Origin of the sequence: Mycoplasma sp. SG1, from assembly GCF_023612375.1 — a bacterium.
Classification (GTDB): Bacteria; Bacillota_I; Bacilli_A; order Mycoplasmatales; family SG1; genus SG1.
In genome coordinates, this window is record NZ_CP076852.1 from 565,741 (window position 1) to 581,409 (window position 15,669).

Genomic DNA, 15,669 nt, shown 5'->3' on the forward strand with positions numbered 1-15,669 from the left:
AAAAAACAAGAAAATAAAAACACTTAAAACAACACTTAACTTCATATAGTATATCATTTTTAGAATACCTGTTTTGAAATAAACTATAAATGTAAAAAAAGGAATAATTACGTTATTAATTTAAATTATTAGGTTATTTTTATGAATAAAAAAAGAAAAGTAATTAAGAATTAAGATTAATTTTTTCTCAAGTTATCGGTTCTTTAATTGCTTTAAAAGAGTTAAAAATATAAACTTCTGTAGCTTCAAGGCTTGAAAAATGTTTTTGGGCTTTAACTTGATTAAGAAACTCAAGATAGGTTATTGTTTCTTCAAATCGATTACAAGCAAAAATTTTAGTTAAAACTTTTCGGTAATTTTCGAATAAATAACTGAAAGCAAACTGATTAATGCTTGATATTTCTGCTACTTTATGTGATAAAGTGTTAACTAAATTGGCGATAATCCATTGTTTGGAATCACTAAATTTTTTGATTGTAATCCCAGGAAAGTCAAAAATATAAAATTTTTCATTTATTTTTAAAAGTTGGGGGCGTTTTGTCACCCCTGGTTTATTAGCTGCTTGAACGATATTTTTTCGATATAAACGATTTATTAAGGTGCTTTTACCGATATTAGGAAAACCCATCACTAAAATTGTATAAATTAATGGTATTTTTAGGTTGTTTTTTTGATAAGTTTTAATAATCAAATCAAAAAGTTTATTAATTGTTCCTTTGCTTAAACTTTTTGAAAGATCAAGGGAAATTGTTGGTATTTTTTTACTTTGATTAAAATAATTTAAAAATAGATTAAGTTCTCTTTTATCTGCTAAATCTGATTTTGTTAAAACGAGAATGTGAGTATGGTTTGGAAATTTTTTAAAAATATCAAAATCAAGTGTAGCGATTGGAGCCCTTGCGTCAGCTAATGTAATAATAACATCGTATTTATCCTGATTCTTAACAAAATAATCGTTATATTTTTTCATATAACCAGGATATCATGTATTCATATGTTGTTCTGTTAAATTTTAATATTTGCGATTTTAAGATAAATTATTGATGAAATTGCTTTGATCTAATCATTTCTATTTCTTCCTTATAAGGTGGTTTATTGTCAATATAAGGGGTTTCTAATATTTTTGGAATACCATTCAATTTTGGATGATAAATAAAATTTATTAAAGGTTGAAACCCAATATGACCATGCCCAAGATTTTCGTGGCGATCTTTGTGGGCGCTGATTGGATTTTTTGAATCATTAACATGAATTGCGATGACTTTATCAACCCCAACAATTCGATCAAATTCATCAATAACATGATCTAAATCATTGATTAAATCATATCCTGCATCATGTAAATGACATGAATCAAGACAAAAACCAACTTTTTCTTTTAACTTTAAATTGTCATAAATATATCTTAAATGTTCAAATTTAAAACATATCTCATGTCCTTTTCCAGCCATCGTTTCAAGGGCAACTTTACATTTCATATCCTTCGTTAAAGATTCATTCAAAGATTTAATACATGTCTTAAGGCCATCTTCTAGGGTTCCTGAGACATATGATCCAGGATGTACAACTAAAACTTTTGCTCCGATTGCTTCAGTTCGTTTAATTTCCTCTTTCAAAAATTTAACTGCAAATTCTTGTTTAACTGGATCAACTGGATTGGCTAAATTAATGATATATGGAGCGTGAACAATGATATGCTCTAAACTAAAATTTTCTTTTAATGCTAACTCTTTAGTCTCTTTAATTTTAAACTTATTAATGTCTGTTCTAATCGTGTTTTGGGGAGCGCCTGTGTAAATCATTAAACAGTTCGCTTTATTGGCCAATGAAAACTTTAAGCTTCCTAAAAGATAGTCAGGAGCGGTTAATGGGGTATGCGATCCAATGATCAATTTATAGTTATTTTTCATATTATTGGTTGTTATTTTCAAAATCAAAATCTTCTACTTTTTCTTATTCAAAAAAATGCTTTAATCAAAGAACATTAAGGAAATGAATTTTATACATCCATATTTGTTTAATTAAATGGTTTTTATAGAAAAATATGAAAGAATTTTCTAAATATAAATTAAAAATAATTAGTAAAGGTTGAAATTTTTGAAATATTCCAGCCAGCGGATATCCGTTCGGTGAAACAACATTGTACCACGGATTAAATGGTAATGATAATGATATAAAACTTTTTACTGATATTATTAACCAATACCTTTCATATATAAGTCCTAAAAAAATTCAAATTAAAAATATCGATAAATCTATTTTTGCAGAAAGTAAATTAATTATATCAACATGAGAAAAAAGAAATATAAATGATTACTTAAAAGCAAGAATGATAGGATGATATAAATTTACGACATTTCAACCATTAAAAGAATTTGTCGGGGTTTTAACAATTTTAAAAGGCAGTAAAAATTTTGGTTCAATCGTTGTTTGCTTTAATTTTAGACTTGATAAATTAGGTAATATTAAAGCGCTTGAAGAAATAGAATTTGATGAATATGGTTACTTTCATCATTTAGAAAGCGATTTTTTAGCCAAAAGTTTTTTAGGTATTGATAAAAATTATTGAAAAATTCATACTTTATATACAAACGAAATGATCAATTTAGATCAAAATGGTAGTCTTTTAAATTTAGCTAAAAGTAAATATTCAAAAAATCTTAAATTATTAAAATTAAAAAATAAAAATATTGACGATCTAAAATTGGAAATAAAATTTAAGAATTTAAGTAATTTTAAAAATTTAGCAGGAATTATTTCACGAATCGATAATCTTGATTCTAAAATTGTTAAAACTCAAAATTATTTAATGAATATTATTCTAACCGCTGATATTATTTTTTTAAATCCCAAAACTTGATATGGGGAAAATAAAGAAACTGCTAAAAAACATTATTCTAATAGTTCATGTTATGTTAAAAAGATTATTTATAAAAATATCAGAATCAATCATAATCATAAAAAGAACCATTTTAATGGCGATTTAATATATGAGTTAGATGATTTATACAATAAAAATCTTTTTGCAGGAGAAAAAATCGAAATATCTTGTTCAAATAAAATTAAAAATTAATCGTTAATAATATTTAAGTTCTTAAAAATTTTTAACTGTGTTTGGTTTAAAATTTTTGCTTCTTTAAATAATTGATGATTAAAGTCAGGATTACTTTTACGAAATGCGACAATTTTTTTACCAACTATATCACCAAGACCTTTAATTGATCTAAATGGTAAAATTAATGAATTTCTTTCATGATCAATAATAAATTTATAGGCATCTGATTTTTGGAGATTAACTTGTTCAAAACTAAAACCCCTTGCTATAAACTCTAACGCACTTTCATAGGATGTAATTAAATCTTTTTCTTCGCTTGTTTGTCTTTTTTCATCAATTGCCTTTATTTCATTTAAGCGTTTTTTAATTAAAAAGGGGTCCTTTAAAATTAAAAATTCTGGTTCAAAATGAGTGCAACGAACTGAAAAATAAACTGAATAATATTCAAGAGGATAATAAATTTTAAATCATAAAATCCTTCACGCCATCATAACATAGGCTGTAGCGTGCGCTTTAGGGAAAAGATAAGTTATTTTTTTACATGATTCAATATATCAAGAAGGAATTTTTGCTTCTTTTAAAATATGTTCATAATCAGCATTTAAACCTTTCCCCTTTCGAATTGATTCCATGATTTCGAAAGCTAAATTACGATTTACTCCTGCATCGATTAAATTAATCATGATATCATCTCTACAGGCAACAACATCTTTTAATTTATGATTTTTCTTTAAAATTAAATTTTTAGCATTATTAATTCAAACATTCGTTCCATGTGATAGACCTGAGATTCGAACTAGATCAGAAAATTTAGTTGGCTTACCATCTAATAACATTTTTCTAACAAAATTTGTCCCAAATTCAGGTGCTCCGATAACACCAATTGAATCATTTACCAAACCTTTAATTTTATAACCTAACGCTTCAGTTGATCTAAATAAAGAAAGAATCTTTTTATCATGAAAACTGATTTGATTTAACAAAGCGCTTTTATTAACCAGTTTCGTCATAATTGAAATTACCTCAGGATCTAAATGCCCTAATAAATCTAATTTCAAAAGAATATCGTGAATAACATCAATATCAAAATGAGTAATTTTGAAATCAGCCTTTCTATCATCGCCTGGATAACAAACTGGTGTAAATTGATTAATGTTCATCCCTTTCGGAATAATAACAAATCCGCCTGGATGTTGTGAAGAAGTTTTTTTAATGCCAGTTAATTTTTTAATGATTAAACTTTTATTTAATTGATAAACTTTTTCTGGATTATTCTCAGCATATTCCATAAAATAACTATAAGCTAATTTATCTTGAATTTTAGAAATTGTTCCTGCTCTAAAAACTTGTTTAGGTGAAAAAAGATCGACAACAAATTGATGGATTTTATTTTGATAACTACTTGCAAAGTTTAAATCAATATCAGGAACTTTATTTCCATCGATTCCTAAAAACGTTTCAAAGAAAATATTATGACCATCGCCGACCATTTGGTTTGAACATTTAGGACATGGAATGATATCTAAATCAAAGCCTGAATCAATGTTTTTATCAACGAAATGATGATAATGACAAGATGGACAAACATAGTGAGCAGGAAGCGGATTAACCTCTGTGATGTTTAGTAAAAAACCAACAAAAGATGAGCCAATCGATCCTCTTGAACCAACTAAGTATTTATCTTTCAAAGATTTATTTACGATTAAATTTGAAATTAAAAAAATATTTGCATAATCATTTCGAATAATAATTTTTAACTCTTCTTCAAGACGGAAAATAATCAATTTATCAGGATTTTTACCATAGATCTTTTCAAGTTTACGATAACAGATCTTTTTAATTAAATTTGATGCATTTTCATCGATAACAACAGGATATAGTTTACTTTTAATTGGAATTAAGTCATTGCTTATCTGATCGCTTATTTTTTTTGGATTGATAAAAATAATTTCTTCAACTAGATCTTTATCATTTAAAAAGTCAAATTGATCAACAAGTTTTTTTGTTTCATATAAATGGGCTTGTGGAGATTTTTGATCATTATCGTATGATTTTAAATAATGGGTTCATGATTTATTTTTATAATTTTTAATTAATAAATCACGAACTGAATAATCTTCTTCATCAAGATAAAAACAATTTGATGTAACAATAACAGGTTTATTAATTTTTTTTGCTCATTTGATGAAAGTTTTTATGATATCTTGAATTAAGGTGATTGATTTAAATTTATTATCGCCTATAAAATTAAGATATGCACGAGGTGGATTTAATTCAAGATAATCATAGTTAAGAGCAAATTTTTTAAAATCTGAAAAATTATTTTGAATAACAGAATTAAAGACTGGACTTCTAAAATCGCATGAAGTTAAAATAAAATGTTCTTTCATTTTTTCAATATTTTCAAAGAAAATTTTAGGACGCTTAAAACAATAATCGGTTGAAGCTAATGATAATAACTCGTAAAGTTTTTCAATTCCTGCTTGATTTTTAACATAAATATTAATCGGCCAACCTCTCGTTGTTTCATAATACTTTAATAAATTTACTGATCGATTATCATTATCATCAATTTTAATTTGACAAATATCTTTAAAGTCATTCAATCCATTGTTTTCTAACAGTTCTAAAAGTTTTAAAAAACAAGCATATAAAACCTCTGCATCATAACCTGCCCTGTGCGCATTTGTAGTTGGTCCTGAATTATCGTTACTTTTTTCTAATGATGGACTATTTTCAAGATACTTAATCTTAAAATAACCAGCCAATGATTTTAAGCTAAATTTCTTTTTATCAACTAATATAAATCTTGCTAATGAATAAGTGTCTAAAACTAAATTTGATAAAACATCATCTAAATATTTTAGATAATATGATTGTAAAAAGCTATAGTCAAAAAGAGCGTTGTGGGCAACTAAAAGATAATCACCGATAAATTCTTTAATTTTAAGAATTCCAGATTTTGGATCATAACCATCTTTAAGCATTTCATTACTAATACCGGTTAAATTTTGAATAAAATCATTAATAGGTTGAGAAGGTTTTAAAAAAATTTCTAGTTTATCAACGATTTTACCATCAACGATTTTTATTCCAGCAAACTCAATTATTTCATTAACAGAAGCATAAAAGCCTGTTGTTTCAAGATCAAAAACAATAAATTGTTTAATCTTTTTAAAATTAAATTCTTCAATTTTTTGATTAATAAAAATATCAGGAACTTTTGGAATAACATTTAAAGATAAACCATAAATCAATTTAAATTGTGGTTTGTTTTTTAACTTTCAATAATAAGCAGATGGGAAATTTTGAACCGAATTATTATCAGTAATTGCTAATCCATCTAAATCATACTCAACCGCTCTTTCAAGATATTCTTCGACTTTATTAACTCCATCCATCATTGACATGTTGGTATGAACTGATAATTCTGTTCGCTTTAAATGATATTTGCTATATTTTTTTTTAACTTTAGGTTTTTTTTGCAAAATTTCAAAATCTTTTAAAAAACCGCATTCCTGTTTTAAATAAGAATCATGCCGGTAAGTTGAATCAACAACAATATAATCGTCATTTTGGAGTTTTTTAAACTTATTAAAAAAGGTCGAATGTGATGAGCTGGTTTTAAAAAATTTTTTAAAGCATAATCTTTCAGTGCCGTCATTTAAATAAAATTGAAATATTGTTCAATCTTTGGGGGTGGTTTCTTGCAAATCAGTAACAGTCCCTGTTAAAAAAAATTGTTCATTTTCATGGACGTTTGATAATACATCAGAAATTTTTTCAAATCTCAATGTATTAGAGTTTTTTGTCACTATTTTTGAACTTTGAAAAATTAAATTAGGATTTGATTGACTATTATCACTATCATTCTTGGTTTTCTTTTCATCAATAATTAACGGGTTTATAAACCTGTTTTGAAAAGAATATTTTTCACCGTTTGATAATATTTTTTTTTTAGGTTGAGCAAGTTTAACATGATTGTATTTTTCTTCAATCATTTCCTTATTTGATCCTTGATTAACTTTTTCAGAAGATTTAGTTTCTGTTAATGTTGTGTTACTTTCTGATAGATCTTTATTTTCAACAAATGGTTTTGAATTTAAAAAATATTCCCATCCATAATGACCAATTAAATATTGATCAAAATCAGAATTTAAGATTTTTTGAAAATTTATTAAATCATCTTGAGAGCTGAAATTAATCTGGAATAGATCTTTATCTTTTTTGTGTTTAAAATCTAAAAATTTAAATGATGAAAACTTAAGTTTTAAATCAGATTTAAAATCTTTCGTAAATTGGGTGTTAATTTGATAATTACAAATAATATCAATATTTTGTAATTTTAGGTTTTCAATAAAATTTTTGATTGATTCGTATGAAAAGTAATGAAAAACTTTAAAAACAATTTGGATTGTATTATCTTTTATTTCGATTGTTTCAAATTGAAACTTTTCTCAAATATTTATTTCTTCAGGTGATGGTTGATATTTAAAATAAAGAAAAAAATTCTTTATTCTTGGGTCTAACTTTTCTGTATCATCTAGCATTTTATTAAGGTAAAAGAAAATTTAAATTATTATTTACTATTATAAAAAATGTAGAAAAGATATTAGAAAAATGTATTCTATTATTTAATCTTAAATATGTTTAGGTTGAGAAATTAATTTAAAAGTGGTCTGTGTATTTTTTTTGGTTTGTTAAGGCGATTCAAAAATTTATTCATAGTTTTTGAAATAACCGATATTTTATTCTCATCAAGAATTAAAATTAATTTTGTATGAGCTGATACTATTCTTGTTTGTGCTGATAATAAACTTTCTTGTTGATCTAAAGAATATAAAAGAACTGTTTGGAAAATGCTGTCAATGAATTGAAAAGTATTTGATGAATAAATTAATTCTTTAGCTAATCTAAAATTATTCATTTTATGTTCATAAATTTTAATAACTCCAGCATTTTCATGTCTATCAATGTTATATAAATATTTATTAAAGCTTTTGATTTCTATTTTTTTGAAAATTTTAGCAGCTTTGTCATAGATAGTAACAACACATTGCGTATTGTTTGGATCTTGAACTATTTTCACTTTAAAACCATTTTCTAAGAAAAAGATAAAATCAAATGGCCCGATCGCTTTTCAAACAACCACTTTATGATTTGCTCCATCAACGTTAATGAAGAAATGCTCATCGGTTCTTTCAAATTTTAAAACAAAACAAAGACAAAATTCAGTTCAAAAAAACTGTTGAATCAATGAATCTTTGTAATAAAGATTTATCTTGCTGTTTTGATCAAGTTTGAATTTATACAATTTTTCATTATTAATCACTTCAGGGTTAATGTCATGGAAAAATCATTTAACTATTTCTTGATTAACTTGGATTAATTTAGGGGGGTTTTTTGGAAAATAATATTCAAATACCCTGTTTAATAGTTTTTGGTTGATTTTATTAATTTGTTTTGATAAATGGTAAACTTGCTCAATATTTTGTTTTGTTAGTTTTTCGCTGATATTAAAACGTGGAATTGATTCATTATCTAGTAAAAAAGCATCATGATTTATCGTATCAAATGGTCAAATAATCGATAAATCTTGTAGTTTTTGATCAATATCTAGTTTATGATAATACTGTTTAAAAATTTTACTTTGTTCTTGGTTAAAGTTTAAAATTTGTTTGTGTAATCTTTCAAAATCAAGTTCATTTAAAAAGTCAATCCCTTGCAGATTAGGAAGTTTAGCAGTTAAAGGAGAACCATCTAAATATGATTTAAATCCTAAATCATTAATCGTATCAATCAAGGTTTGAAATTTTTGATCAAGGAGTTTTTTTTGCTCATTATTTCAAATTTTGCATGTTTTAATATAATTTATAACTTCTTCTTTTAAATTTAAACTTGTTATATCTAATAATAACGGATTGACGATATTTAAACTACTATTAAAATCTGTTTTTATTAATCTTGGAATCTGAGTTTTTAATTGTTCTAATAGTTGGTTTTGCTCATTGTTATAATCCCTAATTTGAGATTTAAGGGTTAATAGTTCTTGTTTTAAAAATATATTTGCTAAATCAACATATGGTTGTGAATAATCTAATGGTAAATTATTATTTTTAGCAGTAAAACCAAGATTATTAACAGGAGGGATTGTGTTTTTTAAATTTTCTAAAAGATATTTTTGTTCATCGTTTCACTTATTAACTTTATTTGCGATAAAATGAACTTCTTCAACTGAACGAATATGAGATAAGTCAAATAAAGGTTTTTTTTGCGTTATGCCGTCTTCATAGGTAAAACCATAATCAAGCATCTCAGGAATAGATTTTAAACAATCCTGAAATATTTTTTTCTGTTCTTGGTTATAAAGGTTGATTTGCTGTCTTAAAACCAAAATTTCTTCATAAGTTAATTCGCGATTAGAACAAATATCTGAAATTTTTGGAAGCGGATTTTTTAAAGGTGAACCATCTAAATATTTATCGATTGAATATCCTTTGATTTGTTTTAAACATTCATTAAAATGATCTTTAAAAATTGATACTTGTTCTTGGTTAAAGGTTAAAATATTAACTATTTGAGCATCGATTAAATGTTTTTGGATTTTATTTTTAGATTTAAAAATTTCTAATTTATCACGACTGACAGATAAGGCTGAACCATTAAATTTTGAATAGTAACCTAAATCTTTAATTGGTGGTATTTTTGAGTAGAATTTATTTAATAATTCTCTTTGTAAATTATTTCAACGTTCAATATTAGATTGATGAATTTTTATTTTTTCAACATTATCTAGAACATTTGTTCCTAAAATCGTTGGTTTAGGGATATTAATACCATCTTCTTCTATAAAACCATAATCAAGGATTTCTTTTGTATTTAAATTAACTAAGTTTAAAAGAAATTTTTGTTCATTATTAAAACTTTCAATCGATTCTTTTACATTTAATCATGAATGATAATCTATAATTTCGTCAGGTTTATAGTGTGGAACTTGATGTTTCACCGGTTCGTGCGTGACTGGATTTTCTTTGATATGATGATCTTCAATAGCAGGAATTTCTTTTAAATGCTCTTTTAAAATTAATTCTTGTTCATCATTAAAATTTTTGATTAAAGCGATGGCGTTAATAATATCTAATTTATTTTCAAATACTTCACTACTTAAAAGCGGGAAATTATATTTTATTAATTCTCCTGTGTAATAATGTCTGAAACCTTTATCAATTATTTTCGGTATTTTTTTTAAAAGAATGTTTCTACATTTAGTTTGAAAATTATTCCAGATTTTTACTTTACTACTTAATTTAATAAATTGATTATATTCGTTGAACTTAACGACAGGCTTACCAAACGGAGCCATATCTTCTTGAACTGTAAAACCAAAGTCAAGAACAGGATCTAATAATTTTAAATATTGCTCTCTAGCTTTTATTTGTGATTTATTAAATTCTTTAATTTTATCAATAGCTAATAAAATATTTGTTTTATTTTTGAAAGTTTCTTCATCTAAATATTTATCAACTTTTTCTATAATTTCTCCAGATGGAAAATGTGGAATTCCATAATCTACAACCTTAGGAATTAATTTTTTATATTCTTTTAAAATTGATTTTTGCTCTTCGTTAAACTGAGTAATTGATCTTTCAATTTTTTCAAAATCATATAAAGTCTTAATAAAGGTAATATTTATCTCTGGTTTTTTATGTTGTAATGGTGCGCCGTTTGGATAAATAGTAAATTTTAAATCATTAATTGGAGATAGAAGTTTATAACAATTTAAAATAATTTCTTCTTGTTCCTGGTTAAAGTTTAAAATTTTATCTTTTATTTCATCGCATTCAACTTTATCGTGGATGTTTTCTGGAACTATTCTTGGTTTTGGGTATTTTAGTTTATTACCTAAATGGTCTATTTTAAAACCTAAATCTTTAATTTCAGGCAATGTTTTTATAGCGTAATCTAAAATACTTTTTTGTTCTTCATTAAAATCGTGAATTTGTTTTTTGATATTTTGAAGATAATCGTCTTCTTGAATTTGTTTAAGATCAAGAATTGGTCTTTTATATTTTATTGGTTCACCAGAAAAATAAAATCTAAATCCTAAATCATATATTTTTAAAAGATTTTTATACTGATCTCTAATAACAGCAGCTTGTTGATTATTTCAAGCTTCAATTTCATTGAATAATTTTAATAATTGTTTGCCGTCTTTATACTCTTTTAAATATCCTAATCTTTTATGAACATCTGGTTTATAAATTTTCTGAGATGTTATTGGATCATAAGCAGATATTCCATAATCAATCAAAGCAGGCATATTTGCTATGTAATAATCTCAAATCCGTTGTTGTTCTTTGTTAAAATTGATAATTTTATCAAGGGTTTTTGAATAAGTATCTTTGTCTTTGATTTCAATTTCAGATAAATTCGGAGGAGGAGTTAAATTAAACCCATATTCATTTTTTCTAAATTTAAGATCAATTATAGGTGTAAGCTCTTTTAATTTTTGTAATAGAATTTGTTCTTGGTCGGTATTAAATCTTCTTATCCCTTCGATAATTTCAGAAATCTGGTCAAATGTTATTGTTTCTCCCTTATCGTCTTTGAATGTAGTAGGAAACGGAACAGAAGCGCCATCTCCTTCATCAAATCCTAAATACTTAACTTTAGGAACTTGAAGCATAAACTCATTCATTAAATCAACTTGTTCTTTATTAAAGTTAATGATTTTTGTTTTTAAGGTTTCAAAAGATAAATTACCTTTATAAAAATGATGAAGGTTATACTTCAACGGAGACCCATCTAATTTTGAAACAAAACCTAAATAATGTAATTCAGGTAAATCTTTATTTATTTTTGAAACATTTAAAATCGCTTCTTTTTGAAATTGAATTAAAACTTTTAAATATTTTGCAAGAGCATATATATCATTGATGATATTTTCCTGTGATAGTCTTGTAAGTGAGGTTTGCGTTTCAACATAAAATATCTCTGTTCCAACTTTATGTCTAACTAATTTATCAAAAATTTCTTTTAAGTTTGATTTAAATTTAAAGTTTTCTGGATTTGTTAAGAAATCAGATTTTGAGTTAAATAAATCAAAAACATGATGAATAAATTCTTCTAATACTTTATCAAAAATAACTTGATTTTTCTTTAATAAACCTATTTCTTTAATATCATCAAAATAAAATAATTTGTTGACAAGATCCATTCCAACAATTGTAAAATCGATTAAAAAAATTGATTTTATTAATTTGATTTCATTTTCATCAAATAATTGTTTTAAAAAATTAATGAAATAAACGTGAAGTTGAATGTATAAAAATTTCTTGGTATTAAAAAACTGTAAAAAACTTTTTGCTTTAAAGTGATCTAATAGATTTTTTGCAATAATTTTATGTTTTCTAATTTTCGTTACTAAAAATTTATTAATAATATTTTTAGCAAATTCATTTAATTGAAAGAAATCATAAAAAATAATGTTTTTTTCAAATTCTGCAGAATTATCAATGACTGTTAAAAATAATGTTCAATCTTCTATTTTAAACTCTTTGCCTTGATAATCAATAATTTCTTTAATGGTTTGATAAACAGATTTAGCGATGTTTATCATTATTCCGATTTTTAAGAAATAACAATTGCTAGAAGTAAGTTGATATAAAGCATCAGGTTTTTCTGGACAAAAATTAGAAATATTTGAATAAATTAAATAAAAATAGTTAACCATCGGATCAATGGCGTATACTTGATTTAATTTATTTTTAGGTTGAAGATATTGATGTGGGAAAACAAAATGATCAACTACATGATTAATAGTTGGAGATTTAATATATAAAAATGATTCAGCATTTTGAAATGTATAACTAACATCATTTAATCATTTATTAACGTTCGCTCCAAAGAATGCTTTTTGAAAATCCTCGATAATTAATGGTAATTTTTCAAATATTATTTTTGAAGATTGAGCTTTAAAATCAAGGTTATGTTTTGTAAAACTATTTAACAAAATCTCACTAATTTTTTCATACACTTCTAAATAATAGTAATCAGAAAATAAACTTGAATTAATTAAAGATTGATAAATTTTACGTTTTTTTAAATATGTATTATTTTGTAAAAAATCAAAATATTCAGGTTTTAAAAAAATACCATTTTTTAAAGTTGCATACTTGGATATAAATATCGAAGATAAAATTTTTAAAAAGTTTTTTTCTTTTAAAGTCCTAAAACCATAGGTTTTTTTCAAGACAACGTTAGTTATCTTGCTATAAATATCAAATGGAACAAGAATAGATTGTTCTTCGATTGGTTTATGTTGAAATTCATTAAGCTTATCTAAAAATGATTTATTAGAAATTGCAGCTTTATTTTTAAACTGCATCGCTAACTCATCGTTTTGTCTGATGATTGATTTACTTAAATCAATTATCATTTCCTTCGTTTTGTGAGAAAAATCTAATGGAATAAAAAAGTTATCATTTTGATATTTTAATTCATAGTTGATTCTTCCGACTATTGTTTTTGTCGCAAAACAGTTAACAGCTTGAAATGTTAATAAACTAATAAGATAAATAAAATTAAATATTTTTTTTTCGCTTCGATGAGTTTTTTGTAAAGTCAATCATTCACGATAATTGGCAAAATTATTTATTAAAGGGTTTTGAATAAAATAAATTATTTTTTTAAGATTTGTTTTATTAATAAAGCTAACTGTATGATTATCTGTAAGATTTGATGAAATAATCTGAAAAATAAATTTTTTAAAAATTTTATCTACTTCTGAGATAACTAATAAATTTTTAATTTGATAATCCGTTTTTATGAAATGATTTATTTCTTCTTCAAGAGTTGTTAAATTGATTGAAAATTTTTTATTTTCTAATAAGAAATTTTCAGGATCTTTAACTTTTTTAATCGCTGTAAAAAATATTGCTTTTAAACTTAAATAAAAGTATTTGATATTTTCTTTTATATGTTGATTAATATCGTTGTTTATATTAATTTTTTGGTAATTTATTTTATTCTTCATTTCCCTATATTTAACGCCTTTAAATAAAAAAAATTGATGATTTATTTTTAGTAATTTTTATGTAACAACTTTTTTAATATTTTATGTTAAAAAAAAATAAAAAAAAATAGGTATATTTAATATATTTTCTAAAAATATGCGTAATTTTAGGGAAAATAAAAAAATAAAACCTTATTTTCCGTCTATAAAACAACAAACATTTATTAAAAATAAATTATCAAAAAGATAAATATTTTAAAAATGTATTATTTTTTAATTATAGTCACTTGACAGTGCTTTTAAAAAATCTTTTCTTGATTCTGCTCCGTTAGCGATAGACTGTTCAAAAAAATACACGAAATGATTATTAACTGCTCTGTTTCAAAAGAACGAATCTGCATGAGAAGAACCTGGAAGAACTGTAAAGTTAAAATATGGTATTGGTCTTTTGATTTTGCCTATGGTTTTAACTTTTGTTCAAAATAGTAAACTAATTCCGTTGTAGTAGGAAAAAAGCAATGGTTTGAAATTATCACTATATGGGACAAATGTATCTGCTGTCCCTTGAACAAAATACATCGGAACAATACTTCGTGCAATGTTATGCGCTGGATTTATTGAATAAGGGTTTCATATGTTCGCTATTATTGTCGAACTTATAGCTCCAAAATATACTAATCATAATGGGATATCGTAGGTATCTCATAAAACATGTTCAACTTCAGCCATAAGAGAAGCATATCCGCTGTCTTGAATAATATAATCTAGTTTAGAACCTTCTGCAACATAATCTCTATTGCCGTATAGATCTGAAAACATCATAACCGTAGCAGCACCCATGCTTGCTCCATAAATACCAATTGTAGAAGCATCTGCTCTTTGACTTATTTTTTCATATACTGCCTGTAATCCATACGCTTCAAAAAGTCCAAACGCAACCCCTCCGGAACCAGTTGTTCCATGAAAACCAAAGTTATCAATTTCATGCGACATAACTGAATAGTTATCATAAACAACAATATTTATCCCTAATTCTAATAATTTTAAACCGATAATTAAAGAATAAGTTCAATCAGAAAGAATGCCGTGAACTAAAATAACTCAATGATTAGCATATTCAGGATGTTCTGGCGAAGGTTGAAATGGCGATTTTATTGTATAGCCTGAAATAACATAAGAAGGATAGGTACCTGGTCCTTTAACATTTAAATAAAAATGATTAATTAATGGCGAAGGTATACTTTTATATTTTTTATTAAGTAGCAACCCATCAATATTTAAAGCCTTTAAAGTCTCAATATCTAAATGGCCATTTTCTGGTTGAGGTGGTGATGAAGAAATGTTTTTTTTAATAGGAGGTGGTGGTGGTATATTGGGTGAAAATAAATAATTAACATTTTCTAAATTACCTTTACAGGCATCGATTTGACATGAAGCAAATTGTTGCGGTAGATAAACGCCGATAATCGGTCCAACCGCAATGTTAGCGAATATATATATTCCTGCTATAAAAGCTAAAATTAAACAGATTACTTTACTTTTTTTTGACTTTAACTTCATGAAAATAATAAAAATGATTGTTCTAAAAATTAGAAATTAA

General features: G+C 25.0%; 6 protein-coding genes. 1 reads left to right on the plus strand and 5 read right to left on the minus strand.

Translation table 4 applies throughout. The features are described 5' to 3' along the window. Positions 1-163 precede the first annotated feature (163 nt). Both JRW51_RS02570 and JRW51_RS02575 read right to left on the minus strand, forming a co-directional pair. Entirely contained in the window at positions 164-994 is an 831-nt protein-coding gene (locus JRW51_RS02570; RefSeq protein ID WP_250328620.1) for a YlqF/YawG GTPase family protein, read from the minus strand. A gap of 43 nt (positions 995-1,037) precedes the next feature. After that, positions 1,038-1,910, minus strand: coding sequence for a deoxyribonuclease IV (locus JRW51_RS02575; RefSeq protein WP_250328621.1), 873 nt, complete (start codon positions 1,908-1,910; stop codon positions 1,038-1,040). 134 nt (positions 1,911-2,044) lie between these two features. Between JRW51_RS02575 and JRW51_RS02580 the strand changes: the two genes are divergently transcribed. Next, positions 2,045-3,073 carry a hypothetical protein gene (locus tag JRW51_RS02580; protein ID WP_250328622.1) on the plus strand — a complete coding sequence of 343 codons (1,029 nt, stop codon included), beginning with the start codon at positions 2,045-2,047 and terminating at the stop codon, positions 3,071-3,073. Here the strand turns inward: JRW51_RS02580 and JRW51_RS02585 are convergent. From JRW51_RS02585 to JRW51_RS02595, 3 genes are all read right to left on the minus strand, one after another. Continuing rightward, positions 3,070-7,605 (minus strand): PolC-type DNA polymerase III, encoded by a 4,536-nt coding sequence (locus JRW51_RS02585; RefSeq protein ID WP_250328623.1) that lies wholly within the window; start codon positions 7,603-7,605, stop codon positions 3,070-3,072. The genes JRW51_RS02580 and JRW51_RS02585 overlap by 4 nt on opposite strands. Before the next feature lie 113 nt (positions 7,606-7,718). Further along, positions 7,719-14,090: a hypothetical protein gene (locus JRW51_RS02590; RefSeq protein WP_250328624.1), complete on the minus strand. Its 6,372-nt coding sequence runs from the start codon at positions 14,088-14,090 to the stop codon at positions 7,719-7,721. 252 nt (positions 14,091-14,342) lie between these two features. Further along, complete coding sequence (locus JRW51_RS02595; RefSeq protein WP_250328625.1) at positions 14,343-15,629, minus strand: alpha/beta hydrolase; 1,287 nt, start codon at positions 15,627-15,629, stop codon at positions 14,343-14,345. Between the last annotated feature and the right edge of the window lie 40 nt (positions 15,630-15,669).